The sequence below is a fragment of the Candidatus Binatia bacterium genome (assembly GCA_036563615.1).
Classification (GTDB): Bacteria; Desulfobacterota; Binatia; order UBA12015; family UBA12015; genus DATCMB01.
Genome location: DATCMB010000006.1, coordinates 553794 through 573315, shown reverse-complemented (window position 1 = coordinate 573315; position 19522 = coordinate 553794). Strand labels below are relative to the sequence as shown.

General features: G+C 67.2%; 21 protein-coding genes and 8 tRNA genes. 5 read left to right on the top strand and 24 right to left on the bottom strand.

The window, feature by feature from the left end:
• Positions 1–199: 199 nt before the first annotated feature.
• The 13 genes from rplL to rlmB all read right to left on the bottom strand — a co-directional run bounded on the left by rplL (position 200) and on the right by rlmB (position 5210).
• Positions 200–577 (bottom strand): 50S ribosomal protein L7/L12, encoded by a 378-nt coding sequence (gene rplL, locus VIS07_05450; protein ID HEY8514935.1) that lies wholly within the window; start codon positions 575–577, stop codon positions 200–202.
• Positions 578–663: 86 nt separating this feature from the next.
• The gene (rplJ, locus tag VIS07_05445) at positions 664–1191 is read right to left on the bottom strand and encodes a 50S ribosomal protein L10 (GenBank protein HEY8514934.1); all 528 of its coding nucleotides are present in this window, start codon (positions 1189–1191) and stop codon (positions 664–666) included.
• Between the two features lie 19 nt (positions 1192–1210).
• Positions 1211–1918 carry a 50S ribosomal protein L1 gene (gene rplA / locus VIS07_05440; protein HEY8514933.1) on the bottom strand — a complete coding sequence of 236 codons (708 nt, stop codon included), beginning with the start codon at positions 1916–1918 and terminating at the stop codon, positions 1211–1213.
• A gap of 2 nt (positions 1919–1920) precedes the next feature.
• Positions 1921–2346, bottom strand: coding sequence for a 50S ribosomal protein L11 (rplK, locus tag VIS07_05435; protein HEY8514932.1), 426 nt, complete (start codon positions 2344–2346; stop codon positions 1921–1923).
• Between the two features lie 10 nt (positions 2347–2356).
• Positions 2357–2980, bottom strand: coding sequence for a transcription termination/antitermination protein NusG (nusG, locus tag VIS07_05430; protein ID HEY8514931.1), 624 nt, complete (start codon positions 2978–2980; stop codon positions 2357–2359).
• Between the two features lie 26 nt (positions 2981–3006).
• Positions 3007–3258 (bottom strand): preprotein translocase subunit SecE, encoded by a 252-nt coding sequence (gene secE, locus VIS07_05425; protein ID HEY8514930.1) that lies wholly within the window; start codon positions 3256–3258, stop codon positions 3007–3009.
• A 122-nt stretch (positions 3259–3380) separates the two neighbouring features.
• Positions 3381–3455: transfer RNA gene (locus VIS07_05420), tRNA-Trp, on the bottom strand.
• A gap of 85 nt (positions 3456–3540) precedes the next feature.
• A complete protein-coding gene (rpmG, locus tag VIS07_05415) occupies positions 3541–3693 on the bottom strand; it encodes a 50S ribosomal protein L33 (protein HEY8514929.1) in 153 nt (50 codons plus the stop codon).
• A 20-nt stretch (positions 3694–3713) separates the two neighbouring features.
• A tRNA-Thr gene (locus tag VIS07_05410) sits at positions 3714–3786 on the bottom strand.
• A 76-nt stretch (positions 3787–3862) separates the two neighbouring features.
• Positions 3863–3936, bottom strand: a tRNA-Gly gene (locus VIS07_05405).
• A gap of 137 nt (positions 3937–4073) precedes the next feature.
• Positions 4074–4156: transfer RNA gene (locus tag VIS07_05400), tRNA-Tyr, on the bottom strand.
• A gap of 22 nt (positions 4157–4178) precedes the next feature.
• Positions 4179–4250, bottom strand: a tRNA-Thr gene (locus VIS07_05395).
• Between the two features lie 186 nt (positions 4251–4436).
• Positions 4437–5210 (bottom strand): 23S rRNA (guanosine(2251)-2'-O)-methyltransferase RlmB, encoded by a 774-nt coding sequence (rlmB, locus tag VIS07_05390; GenBank protein HEY8514928.1) that lies wholly within the window; start codon positions 5208–5210, stop codon positions 4437–4439.
• A gap of 15 nt (positions 5211–5225) precedes the next feature.
• Here rlmB and lptF point away from each other — a divergent pair, with 15 nt between their 5' ends.
• The gene (gene lptF, locus VIS07_05385; protein HEY8514927.1) at positions 5226–6413 is read left to right on the top strand and encodes an LPS export ABC transporter permease LptF; all 1188 of its coding nucleotides are present in this window, start codon (positions 5226–5228) and stop codon (positions 6411–6413) included.
• On the top strand, positions 6413–7507 hold the full coding sequence (gene lptG / locus VIS07_05380) for an LPS export ABC transporter permease LptG (GenBank protein ID HEY8514926.1): 1095 nt from the start codon (positions 6413–6415) through the stop codon (positions 7505–7507). Before lptF ends, lptG begins: the two co-directional genes overlap by 1 nt.
• A 102-nt stretch (positions 7508–7609) precedes the next feature.
• Here lptG and rpsI read toward each other — a convergent pair whose 3' ends face one another.
• The 10 genes from rpsI to VIS07_05330 all read right to left on the bottom strand — a co-directional run bounded on the left by rpsI (position 7610) and on the right by VIS07_05330 (position 15260).
• On the bottom strand, positions 7610–8008 hold the full coding sequence (gene rpsI / locus VIS07_05375; GenBank protein ID HEY8514925.1) for a 30S ribosomal protein S9: 399 nt from the start codon (positions 8006–8008) through the stop codon (positions 7610–7612).
• A gap of 8 nt (positions 8009–8016) precedes the next feature.
• A complete protein-coding gene (gene rplM, locus VIS07_05370) occupies positions 8017–8442 on the bottom strand; it encodes a 50S ribosomal protein L13 (GenBank protein ID HEY8514924.1) in 426 nt (141 codons plus the stop codon).
• Positions 8443–8566: 124 nt separating this feature from the next.
• Positions 8567–8641, bottom strand: a tRNA-Asp gene (locus VIS07_05365).
• Between the two features lie 90 nt (positions 8642–8731).
• Positions 8732–8803 (bottom strand) — tRNA-Val (locus VIS07_05360).
• A gap of 66 nt (positions 8804–8869) precedes the next feature.
• Positions 8870–9142, bottom strand: a complete 273-nt coding sequence (locus tag VIS07_05355; GenBank protein HEY8514923.1) for an HU family DNA-binding protein — start codon at positions 9140–9142, stop codon at positions 8870–8872.
• Positions 9143–9341: 199 nt separating this feature from the next.
• Positions 9342–11792, bottom strand: coding sequence for an endopeptidase La (gene lon, locus VIS07_05350; GenBank protein HEY8514922.1), 2451 nt, complete (start codon positions 11790–11792; stop codon positions 9342–9344).
• A 15-nt stretch (positions 11793–11807) separates the two neighbouring features.
• Positions 11808–13061 carry an ATP-dependent Clp protease ATP-binding subunit ClpX gene (clpX, locus tag VIS07_05345; protein ID HEY8514921.1) on the bottom strand — a complete coding sequence of 418 codons (1254 nt, stop codon included), beginning with the start codon at positions 13059–13061 and terminating at the stop codon, positions 11808–11810.
• Positions 13062–13082: 21 nt separating this feature from the next.
• Entirely contained in the window at positions 13083–13682 is a 600-nt protein-coding gene (clpP, locus tag VIS07_05340; protein HEY8514920.1) for an ATP-dependent Clp endopeptidase proteolytic subunit ClpP, read from the bottom strand.
• A gap of 73 nt (positions 13683–13755) precedes the next feature.
• The gene (tig, locus tag VIS07_05335) at positions 13756–15063 is read right to left on the bottom strand and encodes a trigger factor (protein ID HEY8514919.1); all 1308 of its coding nucleotides are present in this window, start codon (positions 15061–15063) and stop codon (positions 13756–13758) included.
• A gap of 117 nt (positions 15064–15180) precedes the next feature.
• A tRNA-Leu gene (locus tag VIS07_05330) sits at positions 15181–15260 on the bottom strand.
• Positions 15261–15373: 113 nt separating this feature from the next.
• On the opposite strand from VIS07_05330, the gene VIS07_05325 reads away from it, so the two are divergent.
• The 3 genes from VIS07_05325 (at position 15374) to VIS07_05315 (ending at position 17911) form a co-directional block, all read left to right on the top strand.
• On the top strand, positions 15374–16456 hold the full coding sequence (locus VIS07_05325; protein ID HEY8514918.1) for a hypothetical protein: 1083 nt from the start codon (positions 15374–15376) through the stop codon (positions 16454–16456).
• Between the two features lie 262 nt (positions 16457–16718).
• Entirely contained in the window at positions 16719–17111 is a 393-nt protein-coding gene (locus VIS07_05320) for a ferritin-like domain-containing protein (protein ID HEY8514917.1), read from the top strand.
• Complete coding sequence (locus tag VIS07_05315; protein HEY8514916.1) at positions 17108–17911, top strand: family 1 encapsulin nanocompartment shell protein; 804 nt, start codon at positions 17108–17110, stop codon at positions 17909–17911. The genes VIS07_05320 and VIS07_05315 overlap by 4 nt, the downstream gene beginning before the upstream one ends.
• A gap of 76 nt (positions 17912–17987) precedes the next feature.
• Here the strand turns inward: VIS07_05315 and glgA are convergent, their stop codons facing one another.
• A complete protein-coding gene (gene glgA, locus VIS07_05310; GenBank protein HEY8514915.1) occupies positions 17988–19520 on the bottom strand; it encodes a glycogen synthase GlgA in 1533 nt (510 codons plus the stop codon).
• Between the last annotated feature and the right edge of the window lie 2 nt (positions 19521–19522).

The following is a 19522-nucleotide window of genomic DNA, read 5'->3' as shown; positions in this document are numbered from 1 at the left end:
CGGCTCCCCCGGTGGACCTCGGGCCGCGGGTCGAGCCCGCGTCCCTCGCCATTCCCTGACTCGTCACTTCGTGACCAGGTCGATCGATGCACTGCTGATCGAGGGGTCACGCTGTTGGCAAAAAGGCACACGAGGCCCGTCGGGCCTCGTGGCTTCATTTGAACGAAATCTGTGTTGCGCACCTGACGGCGCGCGGAGGCTACTGCAGCTCGACAGTGCCGCCCGCCTCCTCGAGCTTCTTCTTCATGTCCTCGGCCTCGGCCTTCGCCACGCCTTCCTTCACGGTCTTCGGCGCGCCGTCGACGAGGTCCTTGGCCTCCTTCAGGCCCAGGCCCGTGAGCTCGCGGACGACCTTGATGACCTGGATCTTCTTGTCACCCGCGGACTTGAGGATGACGTTGAACTCCTCCTTCTCCGCGGCAGGGGCCGCAGCGCCCGGCGCGGCAGCAGCGCCGCCGACCGCAGCGACGGCGACCGGGGCCGCCGCCGACACGCCCCACTTCTCCTCGAGCGACTTGACCAGCTGGGATACCTCCAGGATGGTCAACCCCGAGAGGGTGTCAATGAGCTCGTTCATCTTTTCTGCCGTGATGGCCATACCTTCTCCTCGAAACTGAGCGGGAGCGTCCGCCGCCCCGCCGTCGTGTCGCCAAGCCTACGCGGTCACTCCGCGGGCGCTCCCTTCTCTGCGCGGGCCGCCAGCAAACGGGCGAGCGCCGCACCGGGCTCATTGAGCGTCCGGACGAGCTTGCTCGCCGGCGCCAGGAGGACGCCGAGCAGCTGCGCCCGGAGCTGGTCCTTGCCGGCGAGCTTCGCCAGCGCGGCCACGTCGTCGCGCGCGAAGAGCTGTCCGTCGAGGACGGCGCCCTTGACCGACAGCTTCTCCGCGTTCTGCCCGGAGTATTCGACGATCTCCTTGATGACGGCGATCGGGTCGCCGTAGCCGAACACGAGCGCGGTCGGGCCTTCGAGCAGCGGCGCGAGCCCCTCGAACGAGGTGCCCTGCACCGCGCGGATCGCGAGGGTGTTCTTCGCGACCTTGTACTCGCCCGAGAGCTCGCGGATCTTGGTCCGCAGCTTGGTGACCTGCGAGACCGTCAGACCGCGCGGCTCGGTGAGGACCGCGACCGAAGCGCGCTCGAGGCGCTCCTTCAGGCTCTTTACGATTTCTGGTTTGCTTTGCGAGATCACGGCTTCGTGGCCCTCGTGTTCAGGCGGCTACCTTGGTGCTCAGCGGGTCGACCTTGATCCCGGGCCCCATCGTCGTCGACACCGCGATCGAGCGCAGGTACGTGCCCTTCGCCGCCGCCGGCTTGGCGCGGATCAGGCTCTCGAGCACGGCGTTCGCGTTGTCGAGCAGCTTCTCCGCGCCGAAGGAGCGCTTGCCGATCGGCACGTGCACGATGCCGGCCTTCTCGACGCGGTACTCGACCTTACCGGCCTTGATGTCGCGGACCGCCTTCGCGACGTCCATGGTCACCGTGCCGACCTTCGGGTTCGGCATCAGGCCGCGCGGACCGAGCACCTTACCGAGCTTGCCGACCACGCCCATCATGTCGGGGGTCGCGATCGCGCTGTCGAACTCGAGCCAGTTCTCGTTGGTGATCTTGGCGGCGAGATCGTCGGCGCCGACGTAATCGGCGCCCGCCTCCTGCGCCTCACGCGCCTTCTCGCCCTTCGCGAACACCAGCACGCGAACCGTCTTGCCGGTGCCGTGCGGCAGCTGCGTCGTACCGCGGACGTTCTGATCTGCTTGACGCGGGTCGACGCCGAGCCGCACCGCGAGCTCGACCGTCTCGTCGAACTTGGCGGGGTCGGTCTCGAGCGCGAGCTTCAGCGCGTCCGCGAGCGCGTAGCGCTTCTCGCGGTCGACCTTCGCGACGGCGTTCCGGTGCCTCTTGCTGTGCTTCTTCGCCATGATCAGTCCACGATCTCGAGCCCGATCGAGCGCGCGGTGCCGGCGATGGTGCGCTCGGCCGCTTCGAGCGAGTTCACCGCCAGATCGGGCATCTTGAGCTTCGCGATGTCGCGCACCTGCTCCCTGGTCACCTTGCCGACCATCTTGCGGCGCGGCTCGCCCGAGCCCTTCTCGATGCCCGCCGCCTTCTTCAGCAGCACCGCGGCGGGCGGCGTCTTGGTGACGAACGTGAAGGAGCGGTCCGCGTAGACCGTGATGATGACCGGGATGATGAGCCCGGCCTGAGCCTGGGTCTGCGCGTTGAACGCCTTGCAGAACTCCATGATGTTAACGCCGCGCTGGCCGAGCGCCGGACCGACCGGCGGGCTCGGGTTCGCCCCGCCGGCGGGAATCTGGAGCTTGACCTCGGCGATAACCTTCTTTGCCACGACGCCTCCCCTAAGCCTTCTCGACCTGGATGAAGTCGAGCTCGACGGGCGTCGCGCGGCCGAAGATGCTGATCAGCACCCGCAGCTTGCCCTTGTCGGGCTTGACCTCTTCGACGACGCCGTTGAAGTCCTGGAACGGTCCGTCGATGACCTTGACGCTCTCGCCAGCCTCGAACAGGACCTTGGGCTTGACGGCGCCCTCTTCCATCTGCTGCGTGATCTCGCGGACCTCGGCCTCGCTGATCGCAGGCGGATCGTCCGTGCCACCGACGAAGCCGGTCACCCGCGGCGTCGACTTGATGAAACCTTTGATGTAGTCGCCGAGGATGCCGATATTGACCAGGATGTAGCCCGGAAAGAACTTCCTGGTCGACGTCCGTCGCTGACCCTTGACGAGCTCGACGACTTTCTCGGACGGGACGAGCACCTCACGGAAGGACTCGAGCTGCTCGATCGCGCGCTTCAGGTCCGCGATCGCCGCAAGATCCTTGTCCGTCTTGTCGGACTTCGCTTCGAGCGCGGCGAGATCTGCCTTCTTCTTCGCCAGCTCGCCCCGGCGACGCTCGTCGAGCGACGCCTTCACCTTGGCCTCGTAACCCGAGTAGGTGTGGACGACGTACCAGCGCGGAGTCAGGTCGCCTGCGGCAGCCTTCGTCTCGCTCATTCCTGACCCATGATGTATTGCATCGCGAACGAGAGGGCGAAGTCGACGAGCCCGAGGAACGTGGCCACGATCACGACCGCGACGATGACGATCACCGTCGCGGAGTAGGTTTCCTTACGCGTCGGCCAGTGGACCTTCTTGAGCTCCTGCCACGCCTCCTTGACGAACTCGATCGACCGCGGGACGACGGTGGTGATCTGTCCCAGTCCGCCTTGCTGAGGCTGCTTGCCTCCGGATTGCTGCTCCATTGCCATGTGCGCCTTGCGTCGCTCCCGCCGCTCGCGTGTCCCTTATGAATGTGCCGAGTTCGTTCGTCCGCTCGTGGTGATTGTCGCGTCGGTCGCGGCGCCGCGCTCGCCGACCGCCTTGACGGGCCAGGCAGGATTCGAACCTGCAACCCCCGGATTTGGAGTCCGGTGCTCTAACCAATTCGAGCTACTGACCCCCGCGGGGCAGTGACGCCGAAGGCCGCCCGTCGTCCCGGCACGTCACGGCAGCGACGCGCGCACCGGAGCGCCGCGGCGCAACGATCAGACCTTGACCTCCTTATGGAGCCGATGGCCCCGGCAGGCCGGGCAGTACTTCTGGATGGAGAGCTTCTCCGTGGTGCGCTTCTTGTTGCGCGTCGTCGTGTAGTTCTTCCGCTTGCATTCGTCGCACGCGAGTCCAACCAGATCTCTCATCGCCGCCTACCTTTCCGACGAGCCCAGGAGCGGGATCGAACCGCCGACCTCGTCCTTACCAAGGACGTGCTCTGCCGACTGAGCTACCTGGGCCTGTTCGCTGCGTCGGAACGACACCTCGCGGTCTTTCCGCCTTGTTGATTGCCGCGAAACTGCTTGCGGCATCGAGAGCGGGAAACGGGATTCGAACCCGCGACCCCGAGCTTGGAAGGCTCGTGCTCTAACCAGCTGAGCTACTCCCGCCTGATCGTCCGACTCTCTGCTTGTTCCTCGCTGTCCTTTGCTTCCGTTCTTCTCTCGTTCTCGCTGCTCGTGTCGTTCTCGCTTCCGACCCCGGCCCGGGCCGAGCATTTCGCGCTCGATCCAGAGATCCGCTCCTATGGAGAGGGGAGGATTCGAACCTCCGAAGGCGTTCGCCGGCAGATTTACAGTCTGCTCCCGTTGGCCACTTGGGTACCTCTCCCCAGACGCGAAACCGAACGGCCAGCCGATGATCGGACTCGAACCGACAACCTACTGATTACAAATCAGTTGCTCTACCATTGAGCTACATCGGCCCGGGTCGGGACTTGGCGCTCGACGTCTAAAGCATTGATTTCTCGAAATGATTTTCCATCCGGCGAGTCGCGAAGCCCCGCCCCCCGCTGGCACGGTTCCCCGAAAAATGAGATAACCGGCGTTTCTACCATCGCGCCAAAGCCAGTGTCAAGTTCGGGGCTGCCCTCGAGACCCTTACCGATCGGTCAGTCGGGGTGGGCACGCCGGATCTCGAACAGCGCGACGGCGGCGGCGACCGACACGTTGAGCGACTCCACGCGCCCGCGCATCGGGATGCGCACCAACCGATGGCAGGACCGGCGGACCAGCGGCCGGATCCCTTCGCCCTCCGATCCCACCACCAGCGCGACCGGCAGCCCGGGCACCGCGCCCGGCGAGAACAGGTCCACCTCGGCCTCGCCGGCGAGGCCGATCGTCCAGTAGCCGGCGTCCCGCAGCGCGTCGACCGCCCGCGCCACGTTCACCACGCGGACCAGGCGCAGCCACTCGACCGCCCCGGCCGCCGCCTTGACCAGCGCGGGCGACAGGTGCGGGGCGCGGTCGCGGGCCAGCAGCACGCCGCCCGCCCCCGCCGCCTCGGCCGAGCGCAAGATCGCGCCGACGTTGCGCGGATCGGTCACCTCGTCGAGCACCAGCACGAGGTCGGGACGCTCTTCGATCAGGGCTTCGAGCGGGATACCGGCGGGGGCCCGTCCGAGCGCCACGATCCCCTGGTGCGGCACGCCGCCCGCGGCACGCTCGAGCACCGACCGCTCGACCTGCTCGGTCGCGACCCCCGCGCGCCCGATGCGGCGAATCAGATCCGCGCTCGCATCGCCCGCGAGCAGCACCCGCTCGACGTCCCGGGGACGCGACTCGATGAAGGCGAGCGCCGCGTGCGTGCCCGGCGCGACGTAGCGGCCACGCGCATCACCGCGCCGAGCGTCAAGTTTTACACCACTAGGGGCGTCGGGTAGCATCGCCCTTCCGGGTCGATGGGGCGCACGCTTCACCGTTACATCTTTCTGCAGGTACTCGCGCCGTTCGCCGCCGGCCTCGCCCTCTTCACATTCATCCTGCTGATCGCACGCATCATGAAGCTGGTCGAGATGGTGGTGAACCGGGGGGTTCCCGCGCTCGAAATCCTGCGTGTGTTCTCGTACATCCTGCCCGCCTTCCTCGAGGTCACGGTGCCGATGGCGCTGCTGCTCGCCTGCCTGCTGGCCTGCGGGCGGCTCTCGGCCGACAGCGAGATCACCGCGATGAAGGCCGCCGGGCTCAGCCTATACCAGATCGCGGCGCCGATCGGGGTGTTCGCCGTGCTGGTGTTCATCCTGTCGCTCTTCCTCTCGATGTATGCCCGCCCGTGGGGCAACTCCGCGCTCAAGAGCGCGATCTTCGACCTCGCCCGAACGCGGGCGACGGTCGGCCTCAAGGAGCACGTCTTCAACGACGAGTTCAAAGGCCTGATGATCTACGTCGAGGAGATCGAGCCGCCCGGGAACTACCTCGAGCGGATCCTGATCTCCGACCGGCGCCAGGCCGGCGAAGAGAACACCGTGGTCGCGAAGCGCGGCGTGCTGATCGCCGACGAGGACAATCGCTCGGTGAACCTGCGCCTCTTCGACGGCGTCATCTTCACCAGCCGCGCCAGCGAGAGGGGCTACCACAAGACCGACTTCACGACGTACGACGTGAGCCTCGACCTCAACGAGGCGCTCGGGCGGCTCGAGATGCGCGAGCGTGAGCCCAGCGAGCTGCCGCTCGCGGAGCTGCGCGAGCGCATCACGACGCTGCAGTCCGAGGGTCAGCCGGCGCGCGCCGAGCGCGTCGAGCTCGCGCGCCGCTTCTCGATCCCGTTCGCGGCGCTCGTCTTCGCCGTGATCGGCGTCCCGCTCGGACTGCAGCCGGTGCGCGCCGTGCGCTCGCGCGGGCTCGCCGTGAGCCTCGTCATCATCCTCGCGTACTATCTCATGCTGTCCGCTGCGGAGACCCTCGGCACGCAGGGCAAGGCGCCGATCCGGCTCGCGCTGTGGACGCCGAACATCGTGCTCGCGGTGATCGGCGTCGTGCTCTTCGTCCGCCAGGCGCAGGAGCTGAGCGGCCCCGCGGAGGGCTTCTTCGCACGCTTCACCGACGCGGCCGTCGGTCGGCTCGCGACCGCGCTCCGGCGAGCAGGCTGATGTTCGGCTCCGCCTGGCTGCCCACCATTTCCCGCTATCTGCTGCGGGAGTTCGGACGCGCGTTCTCGCTGTGCCTCGCGGCCTTCGTCGGGCTCTACCTGTGCGTCGACTTCTTCGAGCGCTTCCCCGGCTTTCTCAGCCACAACGCGCCGACGCGGCTCATCATCCTGTACTTCGTCCTCAAGATCCCGCTGATCCTCACGCAGATGACGCCGGTCGCCGTGCTCGCCGGGATGCTGCTGAGCCTCGGCAACCTCGCACGACGCAGCGAGCTCATGGCGATGCGCTCGTGCGGCGTGAGCCTGTGGCAGATCGGCGGACCGCTCGTGATGGCCTGTCTCGTGATCTCCCTGCTCACGCTCGCGTGGAGCGAGTACGTCGTGCCCGGGGCGTCGATGCAGGCTCACTACGTCGACCGTGTCCAGATCAAGAACAAGAAATTCCGCGGCCACTTCAACGAGGCCGAGATCTGGTACCACGGCTCGAACGGCTTCACGAACATCGACCGCTACGACGCCAACCGCAACGAGATCTACGGCTTGACGCGCTACGAGTTCGACCCCTCGTTCGAGCTGCGTAGGATCGTCGAGGTGCCGGTCGCGACCTGGACCGGCGACGGCTGGCGCGCGACGGAGGTCGAGGAGATCCGCTTCGGTCCGGACGGCGCGGTGGAGACGGCGCGTCTCCCGGAGTCCGAGTTCCGGATCGACGAGACGCCGGAGGACTTCACCGCCGTCCACCGCGAGCCCGAGGATCTGAGCTACCGGTCGCTCGCGCGCGAGATCCACGACCTGCGCCGCAAGGGCATCGACACCACCGAGGCGAAGGTCGACCTGTGGCTCAAGCTCGCGGTGCCGTTCATCAGCGTGGTGATGGCGCTGATCGCGATCCCGCTCGCGTCGCGGCACAGCCGCGGGTCCGGCATGGCGGCGAGCGTCGGGGCGGCGCTGGTGGTCGGCTTCGCCTACTGGGTGGTGCTCGCGCTGTCGACGAGCCTCGGCAAGGGCGGGGTGCTGCCGGCGCCGCTTGCGGCGTGGAGCGCGAACATCATCTTCGGCGCGATCGGGGTGATCTTCTTCCTCGGCTCGGAGTGAGCGCGCGGAGCTGCGGCACCCAAGCCCACTCACGGCGGCACGCGATCCAGCGCACAAACGAAAACGCCGCCCCGGTGACCCGGGACGGCGTTCGCGCAGTGTTCAGCGCTTCGAGTACTGCGGCCGCTTGCGCGCCTTGTGGCGGCCGTACTTCTTCCGCTCGACCTCGCGCGAGTCGCGCGTCAGGTAGCCGGCGCGCTTCAACGGGCTGCGCAGGTTCTCGTCGACCTGGAGCAGCGCACGGGCGATGCCGTGCCGGATCGCCGACGCCTGCGCCGACACGCCGCCGCCGCGGACGTTCACCGAGACGTCGAAGCGTCCCTGGATCTCGGTGACCTCGAACGGCTGGTTGACGATCATGCGCGACGTCTCGCGCCCGAAGTAGTCCTCGAGCGGACGATCGTTCACCACGATGCGCCCCTCGCCCGGACGCAGCCGGACCTGGGCGATCGCGCACTTGCGCTTGCCGGTGGCCTGAAAGACTTGACCCTGCTGTGTCATGGCGTCGTTCAATCCTGCGCTGGGACCGGCGTCGCCTGCTGCGCGCCGTGCGGATGCTCCGCACCGGGATACACCTTCAGCTTCGTGATCAGCCGGCGGGAGAGACGGTTCTTCGGCAGCATGCCCTGCACCGCCCCGCGCACGAGCCGCTCCGGCTTCTCCTCGAGCAGGCGCCCGGCCGTGGTGGCGCGCAGGCCGCCCGGGTACTCCGTGTGGCGGTAGTAGATCTTGTCGGTCGCCTTGCGTCCGGTCAGACGGACCTTCGCCGCGTTCACCACCACGACGAAGTCACCGCAATCGATGTGCGGCGAGAAGAACGGCTTGCCCTTGCCCCGCAGCAGGTTCGCCACCTGCGTCGCGACGCGACCGAGCGCACGCCCTTCGGCATCGACGACGAGCCAGCGCCGCTGCGCAAGCGCGTCCTCCCGGGTCATGACGAATGTCTTTGCCGCCATACGAAAGCCGATTCTCCGACGGCGGGCCCCCCGGAAGCCGGAACGCCCGCCGTCGGGGCCGACCGTGGGAATGGACTCGCGCGTCGTTGTTGGAACGTTGGAACGGGGCCGACGAGGCTCGAACTCGCGACCTCCGGCGTGACAGGCCGGCGCTCTAACCAGGCTGAGCTACGACCCCGTGATCCTGGCACCGTTAACAGTCGCGATGCAGGTCGGCAAGGAAGGAACCGCGGAAAAGGCGACGATCAGGGGCAGCGGCGCGGCGAAATGGGCGGTGTGCGGATCGAACGCACGACCCCCGGCTTGTAAGGCCGATGCTCTCCCGCTGAGCTAACCGCCCCGGTGATCCCTTCCCCCAAGGCCGACGCAGATCGCGTGCGAAGTGCGTAACGGCGCGCGGTGCTCCTCAGTTCAGCGCGTCCTTGAGGACCTTGCCGGGCTTGAACTTGGCGGACCGGGAGGCCTGGATCTCGATGGTCTCCCCGGTCTTCGGGTTGCGACCCTGGCGGGCCTTTCGCTGCGAGACGGTGAACGTACCGAAGCCGGAGATGTTGACCTTGTCGTTGTTCTTGAGGGCCGCGATGATGTCGTCGAAGATCAGGTTGACGGCGCGCTCCGCCGTGGCCTTGGGTAGATCGATCTTGCCCGCCATCGCCTCGATCAGATCCGCCTTGGTCATTTTGCCCCCTCTCCCGGCCGGATTATCAGATGCCGGCGCCGTGTCGCAAACGATCGGTGCCCAACGACTACCGCACGGGACCGGCTGACGGCCACCGTGCGGCAGGATCATTGCAGACGCAACCGGCGCGTGCACGCCGGGCTGCGTGGTGTGAGGCCCGGACCGCCGCGAGGCGGCCCGGGCCAAACCTCCCTTTACCTCAATGGGTGACGACGTCCGTCGTCGGAGCCGCCGGCTCGGGGAAGCGCTCACCGAGGTCCGCCGGCTTCTTGAGGAAGTTGTCGGGGTCGGTCAGGACGAGCGCCTTGCGCAGGACGTCGTCCATGTGCTCGACCAGCTCGATCGTCACCGTCTTGAGGATCGACGGCGGGATCTCGCTGATGTCCTTCTCGTTCTCCGTCGGGATCAGGATGTGCTTGATCCCGCCGCGGTGCGCCGCGAGGACCTTCTCCTTCAGGCCCCCGATCGGCAGAACGCGCCCGCGCAGCGTCACCTCACCCGTCATGGCGAGATCGCAGCGGACGGGGATGCGGGTGAGCGCCGACACCAGCGACGTCGCCAGCGTGATGCCCGCCGAAGGACCGTCCTTCGGCGTCGCGCCCTCGGGCACGTGAATGTGGACGTCGATCTTCTGATAGAAGTCGCGCTCGAGCCCGAGGTCGTCCGCGCGTGAGCGGACGTAGCTCATCGCGGCCTGCGCCGACTCCTGCATCACCTCACCGAGCCGACCGGTGATCGTCAGCTTGCCCTTGCCGGGCACCACCGCGACCTCGGTCGCGAGCAGCTCGCCGCCGAGATCGGTCCACGCGAGACCGGTCGTGACGCCGACCCGCGCTTCCTGCTCGGCGCGGCCGTAGCGGTACTTCTCCGGGCCGAGGTACTTCGAGAGGCTCTTCGAGTTGATCAGGATGTGCGCGTCGCGGTCGCCCTTGACCACCTCGACGACCACCTTGCGGCACAGCGACGCGAGCTCGCGCTCGAGGTTCCGAACACCGGCCTCCTTCGTGTAGTGCCGGATGAGGCCGAGGATCGCGTTGTCCGAGAACTCGATGTTCGATTCCTTGAGGCCGTTCGCCTCGCGGACCTTGGGCACGAGGTACTTCTTGGCGATGTTCAGCTTCTCGAGCTCGGTGTACCCGGCGATCCGGATGATCTCCATGCGATCCTGGAGCGGACGCGGGATGCGCTCGAGGTTGTTCGCCGTGGTGATGAACATCACCTTCGACAGGTCGTAGTCGACGTCGAGGTAGTGGTCGTTGAAGCTGGTGTTCTGCTCGGGATCGAGCACCTCGAGCAGCGCCGACGACGGATCACCACGGAAGTCCGTCGACATCTTGTCGATCTCGTCGAGCAAGAAGACCGGGTTGTTCGAGCCCGCCTTCTTCATCGACTGGATGATCTTGCCAGGCAGCGCGCCGATGTAGGTGCGCCGGTGGCCGCGGATCTCGGCCTCGTCGCGCACGCCGCCGAGCGACACGCGGACGAACTTGCGCCCCGTCGCGCGCGCGATCGACTTGCCGAGCGACGTCTTGCCGACGCCCGGCGGCCCCACGAGGCAGAGGATCGGACCCTTGATCTCGCCGACCAGGCTGCCGACGGCGAGGTACTCGAGGATCCGCTGCTTCACCTTCTCGAGGCCGTAGTGATCCTCCTCGAGGATCTTCTCCGCCTCGGCGATGTCGAGCTTGTCGTCGGTGTACTCGCCCCACGGAAGCGAGATCAGCCAGTCGATGTAGTTGCGTACGACCGTCGCCTCCGCGGACATCGGCGACATCATCTTCAGCTTCTTGAGCTCCTTCTCGGCCTTCTCCTGGGCCTCAGGGCTCATCTTGCGCGCCTTGATCTTCTCCTCGAGCTCCTGGATCTCGTTCTTGAACTCGTCCTTCTCGCCGAGCTCCTTCTGGATCGCGCGCATCTGCTCGTTGAGGTAGTACTCCTTCTGCGTCTTCTCCATTTGTTTCTTGACGCGAGTACGGATGCGCTTCTCGACCTCGAGGATCTCGATCTCAGACCGCATGTAGCCGAGCACCTTCTCCAGCCGTGCGGCCGGATCGAAGGTCTCGAGCAAAGCCTCCTTGTCCTCCAGCTTGATGCCGAGATGGGCGACGATGGTGTCGGCCAGGCGCGCCGGATCGGTGATCGACGCGACCGACATGATCATCTCGGGCGGGATCTTCTTGTTGAGCTTGACGTAGTTCTCGAAGGTCGAGTTCACGCTGCGGATCAGCGCCTCGACCTCCGTCGTCCCCTCGCAGGTCTCCTCGATCTCCTCGACCTCGACCAGGAAGAACTCCGGGTTCGGGACGTAGCGGGCAATGCGCGCGCGCTTCTTGCCCTCGACGAGCACCTTGACGGTGCCGTCCGGGAGACGGAGCAGCTGCACGACCGTGCCGAGCGTGCCGACGTTGTAGATGTCGGCCTCGGACGGCTCGTTGGTCTTCGCGTCCTTCTGCGCCGCGAGGAGGATGAACTTCTGCTTGTTCATCGCCTCTTCGAGGGCGCGGATGGACTTCTGGCGGCCGACGAACAGCGGGACCACCATGTGCGGGAAGACGATGATGTCACGCAACGGCAGCAGGGGTACCCGCAGCCCGCCGCGCTGGTCTTCTCCGCCCGGGTCCTTCTTGTCCTTGTCGTTTCTAAAGAGCATCTAGGATTTTCTTCCTCACGCCGTCTCGGCAGCCTTCTGGTAGAGGATGATCGGCTGCTCACGGTTGGTGATGACCTCCTCGGAGATCAGCACCTCTTTGATGTTCGGCTGGGACGGGATCTCGTACATGATGTCGAGCATCACGTTTTCCATGATGGCGCGCAGACCACGCGCCCCCGACTTCCGCTTCAACGCCTCCCGCGCGATCGCCGTCAACGCGCCGTCCGTGAACTTGAGATGGACGTTCTCCATCTCGAACAGCTTCGCGTACTGACGCGTCAGGGCGTTCTTCGGTTCACGCAGGATGCGCACGAGAGCGGCTTCGTCGAGCTCCTCGAGCGTCGCGATCATCGGGAGACGACCGACGAACTCGGGGATCAGACCGAACTTCAGCAGATCCTCGGTCTGCACCTCGCGCAGGAGATCCGTCGTGTTGCGCTCGTCGCGCTTGCGGATCTCCGCGCCGAAGCCGACGGCCTTCAGGCCGACGCGCCGGCGGATGATGTCCTCGAGGCCGACGAACGCGCCACCGCAGATGAACAGGATGTTGGTCGTGTCGACCTGCAGGAACTCCTGCTGCGGATGCTTGCGACCGCCCTTGGGCGGCACGGACGCCGTCGTCCCCTCGATGATCTTGAGCAGCGCCTGCTGGACACCTTCACCCGAGACGTCGCGGGTTATCGACGGGTTGTCCCCCTTGCGGGCGATCTTGTCGATCTCGTCGATGTAGACGATGCCGCGCTGGCACTTCTCGACGTCGTAGTCGGCGTTCTGGAGCAGCGAGAGGATGATGTTCTCGACGTCCTCGCCGACGTAGCCCGCCTCGGTGAGCGAGGTCGCGTCGGCGATGGCGAAGGGAACCTGGAGGAAGCGAGCCAGCGTCTGAGCGAGCAGAGTCTTGCCGGAGCCGGTCGGACCGATGAGGATGATGTTCGACTTCTGCAGCTCGACGTCGCCGGTGACCAGCTGCGAATCGATGCGCTTGTAGTGGTTGTGGACTGCGACGGCGAGGATCTTCTTCGCGTGCTCCTGGCCGATGACGTACTGGTCGAGAACCTTCTTGATCTCGGCCGGCTTCGGAACCGCCGAGCTCGAGGTGACGTTCTCTTCCTGATCACACTCCTCGGCGATGATGTCGTTACAAAGATCGATGCACTCGTCGCAGATGTAGACGGTCGGCCCGGCGATCAGCTTGCGAACCTCGTCCTGGCTCTTTCCGCAGAAAGAGCAGACCAGGTTCCCGGACCGGTCGTCACCGTGCTTGGCCATGGAACCCCCTAGGCCGCCTTCCTAGGCCCTCTGCTTGGCCGAGCGGGCAACGATCACCTCGTCGACGAGCCCGTACTCGACGGCCTGCTTGCTGGTCATGAAGAAGTCGCGGTCGGTATCCTTCTCGATACGCTTCAGCGACTGACCGGTGTGCTTGGCGAGAATGTTGTTGATCTGCTCGCGCATCCGAAGGATCTCGCGGGCCTGGATGTCGATGTCCGTGGCCTGGCCCTGCGCGCCGCCGAGCGGCTGGTGAATCATGATGCGCGCGTACGGTAGCGAGAAACGCTTGCCCTTCTCTCCCGCCGCGAGGAGCAGCGCACCCATGCTCGCCGCCTGACCCAGGCAAAGGGTCGAAACGGGCGGGCGGATGTACTGCATCGTGTCGTAGATCGCGAGACCAGCCGACACCGAGCCGCCGGGAGAGTTGATGTAGAAGTGGATGTCCTTCTCGGGGTCTTCCGACTCGAGAAAGAGCATCTGAGCGATGACCAGGTTGGCGACCTCGTCGGTCACCGGAGAGCCAAGGAAGACGATTCGATCTTTGAGGAGACGCGAGAAGATGTCGTAGGCGCGCTCGCCGCGACCCGTCTGCTCGACGACCATCGGAATCAGATTCATCACCGATCAGACCTCGCAGCTCGGCTGATTTTCATGGGCGGATTCTAGACGTTTCAAAAACCCCGAGCAACGACTAATCCCCCCTGCTCCCTTCGCGGGAAGGCTCTCCTTCCCTCACATCGGCACGTTCCACGAGCCGCTCAAGCGCGCGTGCGCGGCGCATGTCTGCGCGCACCGCGTCACGGGCGTGGTCGTGCGCGTAGTGCTCGCGCAGATGATCTGCGTGCTTGCCTGCGGATGCGACGATGCGTCCGATCTGCTCCGCGAGCTCGTCGTCGGTGACTTCGATCGCGAGCTGGTTCGCGACCGCGTCAAGCAGCAGGTCGCGTCGCACCAGGCGCTCGGCGCGCGGGCGAAGCTTCTCGCGCGCCTCCGCCTCGTGCTCGGGCCCGCCGAGCTGCAAGCCGCGCGAGAAGAGCTCCATCTTGAACTCGCCGAGCAGCCCCTCGATGCGCCGCGTGACGAAGGACTCCGGCACCTCGATCGGCGTGCGCTCGATGATCTGGTCGATGATCGCCTCGCGCACGACCGCGTCGGCGCGCCGGTTCGCCTCGCGCTCGAGCTGCTCGCGGATGCGCTTCTTGAGCTCGTCGAGCGTCTCGCAATCGCCGTGATCCTTGGCGAACTCGTCGTCGAGCGTCGGCAGCCGACGCTCGGCGAGCGACTTCACCGTCACCGAGTAGCGGAGCTGCTTGCCGGCGAGCTCGGCCGGCGCGCCCTCGGGCGGCGGCGCCTCGACGGTGAAGGTCTCGCCGACGCGCGCGAGGGCGAGGCGCTCGTCGATCGCCGCCGGCAGCTGCCCACCCGCGACCTCGACGGTCGCCGACTCGACGCGCAGCGCTTCGACCGGCGTGCCGGCGTCGTCGACCTCGATCTGCACGGTCGCGAAGTCGCCGCGCGCGAGCTCGGTCCGATCCTCGATCGGAACCAGCTCGGCGTGCCGCAGTCGGAGTTGCTCGATCACCTTGTCGACGTCCTCGTCGGCGATCGCGACCCGCGGTCGCGTCACCGACAGTCCTTCGACGTCGACGGTGGGAATCGGTGGCAAGATTTCCACGGTCGCGGAAAAGCGGAGCGGATCGGTCCGCTCGAGCTTCCCGATGTCGAGCTCCGGCTGCGAGATCATCTCGATCTTGCTCTCCTCGAGCGCGGAGCTGAACCCCTCGCGCACGAGGCTCGTCAGGACCTCGTTGCGGATCTCGTCACCGAAGTGTCGCTCGATCACGCCGCGCGGCGCGCGTCCGGGACGGAAGCCGCGGATGTTGGCGCGGCGCGCGACGTCGCGGAAGACACGCTCGAACTCGCTTGCGACGCGCTCGGCTGGGATTTCGATGTCGAGCTTGCGCCGGGTGGCGCTGATCTCTTCGACCTGGAACTTCATCTCGGCTCCGTCGGGTGCGGGCACGGGGCCGGGTGCGAGACGTCGCACCGCACGGCCTCGGCAATGGCCCGTCGTTGGTAACGGAGCGCCTATACGCCCACAACTCGCGCCGTCGACTGCGAGAGGGGGGACTCGAACCCCCACGGTTGCCCGCTAGATCCTAAGTCTAGTGCGTCTGCCAGTTCCGCCACTCTCGCGGCGCGCGCGGAACGGTAGCACCCCCGCCGACCTTGCGCACTTCGGCGACCCGACCGGCTTCGCCCCCGGGCCGACAGGAGATACAACGTTGCCTACTCGGCTCGAGGGTCCCTTGCGCATCCATGGCCGCCTCATAGCGCTGTTCTCGTTCGACGTCGGCTACGAGATCCTGCTCGACCGCGCGCGCGTGCTGCTCGCCGAGGGAACGAGCGGCGAGATCGAGCGCCGGCGCGCCGCACCGACCTACGTCGCCTATGCGGCTCCGCCGCTGCGCGTGCCGCTCGGCACGCACCACCTGACGGTCCTCGACGAGCCCTACCCGGCCGCCGCGAGCGCGACGATCCACGACCTCGGCGCCGTGACGATCGCGCTGCAGTGGCCGATCGCGCGCGACATCGACGCGCTGCCCGAGCTCACCGGCTACCTGGTCGGGACGGGCGCGCTCGAGGCGACGGCGCGCACGCTTCTCGGCTCGCTGCTCGAACGCATCGGCCCGGCGGTGATCCGCCCCGAGGCGACCACGGTCGTGGAAGACTACTACGTCGTCCAGATCGACCCGACCGGGCTGCCCGCGATCGAGGATCTCGTCTGGCGGCACGAGAACGCGCTCGCCGCGACGCTGCGCGGCGAGCGTCACGCGCTCTCGACCCAGGAGGCGCGCGCCGTCCTCGCCAACCGCTTCAGCTACTACCCGGACGACCTCATCGTCACCGACTGGAACGTCGCGGTGATCATCGACCGCGACTACGCCGACGCGGTCAGCGTGCTCGAGTTCCTCAACGTCCAGCTCGTCGAGCTGCGGCACTACGACGCCCGTCTCGACGCGCTGGTCGCATCCTTTTATTCCCTGTCCGCGAGCCCGAACGGCCTGCTGTCGCTGACCTATCGCCCGTACCGCCGCACGGTGCAGGAGCTCGGAGCGATCCGGCTCGACGTCGCGACGATCGTCGAGCGCGTGCACAACGCGCTCAAGCTGAGCGGCAGCCTGTACCTCGCGAAGATCTACGCGATGACCTCGGAGCGCCTCGGCATGCGGGTCTGGGAGGAGAGCGTCGCGCGCAAGCTCGACGTGCTGCAGAAGATCTACGAAGTCATGGTCCAGCGCACGGCCACGGCGCGCGCCGAGCTGCTCGAGACCGCGATCGTCGTGCTGATCGTCCTCGAGATCGTGCTGTTCTTCGTCATGGGATTCTGAGCCTATGGCGAGCGCTCGCGCGTCGCGCGCGACGCGAGCTCGCGACGAGGAATGTCAAGAAACAGGTCGCCGAGCCGATATTTGCCGAGGCGTCATCGTGACGGCCCAGGGCTGGCGTGCGCGCGAAGCGCTTTGCAACATCGCTCGAGCCTCGGAATACTCGCCGACGAGCGTCGGAGGGCGCCGTCGCGACCGCCAGGCTCGCACGCAGATTTCGCCCGGCGCGACGAGCACGCCGCGCCGGCACGAGGGGAGATTCGACATGGCGAATTCCGTCGGACTACACGAAGCGGCAGAGAAGCTTCGACCGGAAACCATCGACCGCCATCGCGCGCTCGCGTCGATGATGGAGGAGCTCGAGGCGGTCGACTGGTACGACCAGCGCGTCGACGCGGCGACCGATCCCGAGCTGCGCGAGATCCTCGCGCACAATCGCGACGAGGAGAAGGAGCACTTCGTGATGACGCTCGAGTGGCTGCGTCGTCACGACCCGAAGCTCTCCGAGGAGCTGCAGTCGCGCTTGTTCACCACGGGGTCGATCGTGGCGCAGGAGGCCGCGGAGAAGGAGGGGGGCCGCAGCGAGTCCGGCGCGGCGCGTCCCGCCGGTGACGGATCGCTCGGCATCGGCAGCCTCAAGGGAGGGGCGACGCTGTGAACAACCTGTTTCGTGAGCTGGCTCCGATCTCGAGCGAAGCCTGGAGCGAGATCGACAAGGAAGCGGCGCGCACGCTGCGCCTCAAGCTCGCGGGCCGCAAGCTGGTCGACTTCGTCGGACCGCTCGGCCCGCAGTGCGGCGCCGTCAACACCGGTCGCCTGCAGGCGATCGAGGCCGGTCCCGTCGAGAAGGTGAGCGCCGCGCGTCGCGAGGTCTTGCCGCTCGTCCAGCTGCAGACCGACTTCACGCTGTCGCGCGCCGAGCTCGACGCGGTGGAGCGCGGTAGCGCCGACCCCGACCTCGAGCCCGTCAAGCAAGCGGCGGCGCGCATCGCGCACGCGGAGGACAGCGCGATCTTCCACGGCTACGCCGCGGGCGGCATCGCCGGCATGACGGAGCGCTCGCCGCACTCGGCGATCGCCATCCCGAAGTCGTACGACGAGTACCCGAAGGTGGTCGCCGAGGCGATCCGTGTCCTCATGCTCGCCGGCGTCGAGGGACCGTACGCGCTCGCGCTCGGCACGCGCTGCTTCGAGAACCTCTCGCAGGCGACCGACGACGGCTACCCCGTCCTCAAGGTGGTGAAGAACCTGATCGAGGGACCGGTCGTCTGGGCTCCGGCGGTGAACGGCGCGGTCGTGCTCAGCATGCGCGAGGGCGACTTCGAGCTGACGGTGGGCCGCGACCTCTCGATCGGCTACCGCAGCCACGACGCCGCCAACGTCCACCTCTACTTGACGGAAACCTTCACCTTCCGCGTCCTCACCCCCGAGGCCGCGGTGGCTCTGGTCTACAAGTGACCTTCCGGCCGGTCCGCGCGTCGAACGCCGATGCGCGGACCGGCCCCACGCGCCTCGCGTCAGAGAACGACGCGCGTCAGCCGGCGAACGGGTGGCCGCGTCGCCGCTCGTACGCCGTCAAGTACAGAGCGACGTACTCGCGTGCGGCGCGCTCCCAGGAGAAGTCCTGCGCCATCGCGCGCAGGCGCATGGCGTGGACGTGCTCGGGGCGCGCGTACCAGGTGGCGAGCGCCCAGCCGATCGTGTCGGCGAGGCTGTTCGGGGTGAGGTCGTAGAGCACGAAGCCCGTGCCCTCGCCGGTGCGCTCGTCGTAGCTCTGCACGCTGTCGGCGAGCCCGCCGGTGTGACGCACGATCGGCAGCGTGCCGTAGCGCAAGCTGTACATCTGGTTCAGCCCGCACGGCTCGAAGCGCGACGGCATCAGGAAGAAGTCCGCCCCCGCCTCGATCAGGTGCGCGCGCGCGTTGTCGAAGCCGATCCACGCCCGGAAGCGATCGGGACGCTGCGAGGACAGCCACGCGAAGTAGCGCTCGGCGTCGGGCTCGCCGGTGCCGAGCAGCACGATCTGCAGATCCCACTCGAGAACGCGCTCGAGCGCCTGCGCGAGCACGTCGACGCCCTTCTGCGCAACCAGCCGCCCGACGAGCCCGAACACCGGCACCTCGCCGCGCACTGGCAGCCCCGCTTCGCGCTGCAGCGTCGCCTTGCAGATCTCCTTGCCCGACAGGTCGCTCGCGTCGTAGCGCGCGGGCAGGTACGGGTCGTTCGCCGGATCCCACTCGACGACATCGATGCCGTTCAGGATGCCGCGCAGGTCCGCGCTGCGCTCGCGCAGCACGCCGTCGAGGCCGAAGCCGTACTCGCTCGTCTGGATCTCGCGCGCGTAGGTCGGGCTCACCGTGCTCAGCATCGTCGAGTGGTAGAGCGCGGCCTTGGTCAGATTCATCGAGCCGAAGTGCTCGAACTCGCGCGGGTTGAGGTGCTCGCGCCCGAGGCCGGTGACGAAGATCGCGCCGGGGTCGAAGACGCCCTGGTAAGCGAGGTTGTGGATCGAGTAGACGCTCGCGCAGCCGTGCAGCGGCTGGCCCCACTCCACCGTGTTCACGTAGACCGGCACCAGCGCGCTCTGCCAGTCGTGGGCGTGGACGACGTCCGGCACCCAGCCGAGCGCCTTGGTCACCTCGAGCGCGCCACGCGAGAGAAAGGTGAAGCGCTCGAGGTTGTCCGCGTAGCCCTCGCTCGGCGGACCGTAGAGGTACGGCCGGTCGAAGTAGTGGTTGTACTCGAGGAAGTAGACCGGCACGTCGCTGCCGGGCAGACGACCCAGCCGCAGCCCGGACCACGCCGCGCCGAAGAACATCGGCACCCCGACCGCGCCCTCGAGCCGCTCGAGCTGCCGCCAGTCGAAGCCCGAGTAGAGCGGCATCACGATCCGCACGTCGACGCCGAGGCTCGCGAGCGCCTTCGGCAGCGCGCCGATCACGTCGCCGAGCCCGCCCGTCTTGGCGAACGGCGCGCACTCCGACGCGACGAAGAGCACCTTCAGCGCGGCCTTCGATGCCTCCAGCGCCCGCTGCGCCGGCGGTCGCGGTACGGCAGGATGGATCACGG

Bases quoted from the DNA above. Each gene is read 5' to 3' on its own strand.
- rplL (HEY8514935.1), bottom strand. From the start codon at position 577: ATGAACGAGCTCATTGACACCCTCTCGGGGTTGACCATCCTGGAGGTA.
- rplA (HEY8514933.1), bottom strand. From the start codon at position 1,918: ATGGCGAAGAAGCACAGCAAGAGGCACCGGAACGCCGTCGCGAAGGTC.
- secE (HEY8514930.1), bottom strand. From the start codon at position 3,258: ATGGAGCAGCAATCCGGAGGCAAGCAGCCTCAGCAAGGCGGACTGGGA.
- rpmG (HEY8514929.1), bottom strand. From the start codon at position 3,693: ATGAGAGATCTGGTTGGACTCGCGTGCGACGAATGCAAGCGGAAGAAC.
- rlmB (HEY8514928.1), bottom strand. From the start codon at position 5,210: ATGCTACCCGACGCCCCTAGTGGTGTAAAACTTGACGCTCGGCGCGGT.
- lptF (HEY8514927.1), top strand. From the start codon at position 5,226: ATGGGGCGCACGCTTCACCGTTACATCTTTCTGCAGGTACTCGCGCCG.
- lptG (HEY8514926.1), top strand. From the start codon at position 6,413: ATGTTCGGCTCCGCCTGGCTGCCCACCATTTCCCGCTATCTGCTGCGG.
- rpsI (HEY8514925.1), bottom strand. From the start codon at position 8,008: ATGACACAGCAGGGTCAAGTCTTTCAGGCCACCGGCAAGCGCAAGTGC.
- rplM (HEY8514924.1), bottom strand. From the start codon at position 8,442: ATGACCCGGGAGGACGCGCTTGCGCAGCGGCGCTGGCTCGTCGTCGAT.
- VIS07_05355 (HEY8514923.1), bottom strand. From the start codon at position 9,142: ATGACCAAGGCGGATCTGATCGAGGCGATGGCGGGCAAGATCGATCTA.
- lon (HEY8514922.1), bottom strand. From the start codon at position 11,792: ATGCTCTTTAGAAACGACAAGGACAAGAAGGACCCGGGCGGAGAAGAC.
- clpX (HEY8514921.1), bottom strand. From the start codon at position 13,061: ATGGCCAAGCACGGTGACGACCGGTCCGGGAACCTGGTCTGCTCTTTC.
- clpP (HEY8514920.1), bottom strand. From the start codon at position 13,682: ATGAATCTGATTCCGATGGTCGTCGAGCAGACGGGTCGCGGCGAGCGC.
- tig (HEY8514919.1), bottom strand. From the start codon at position 15,063: ATGAAGTTCCAGGTCGAAGAGATCAGCGCCACCCGGCGCAAGCTCGAC.
- VIS07_05320 (HEY8514917.1), top strand. From the start codon at position 16,719: ATGGCGAATTCCGTCGGACTACACGAAGCGGCAGAGAAGCTTCGACCG.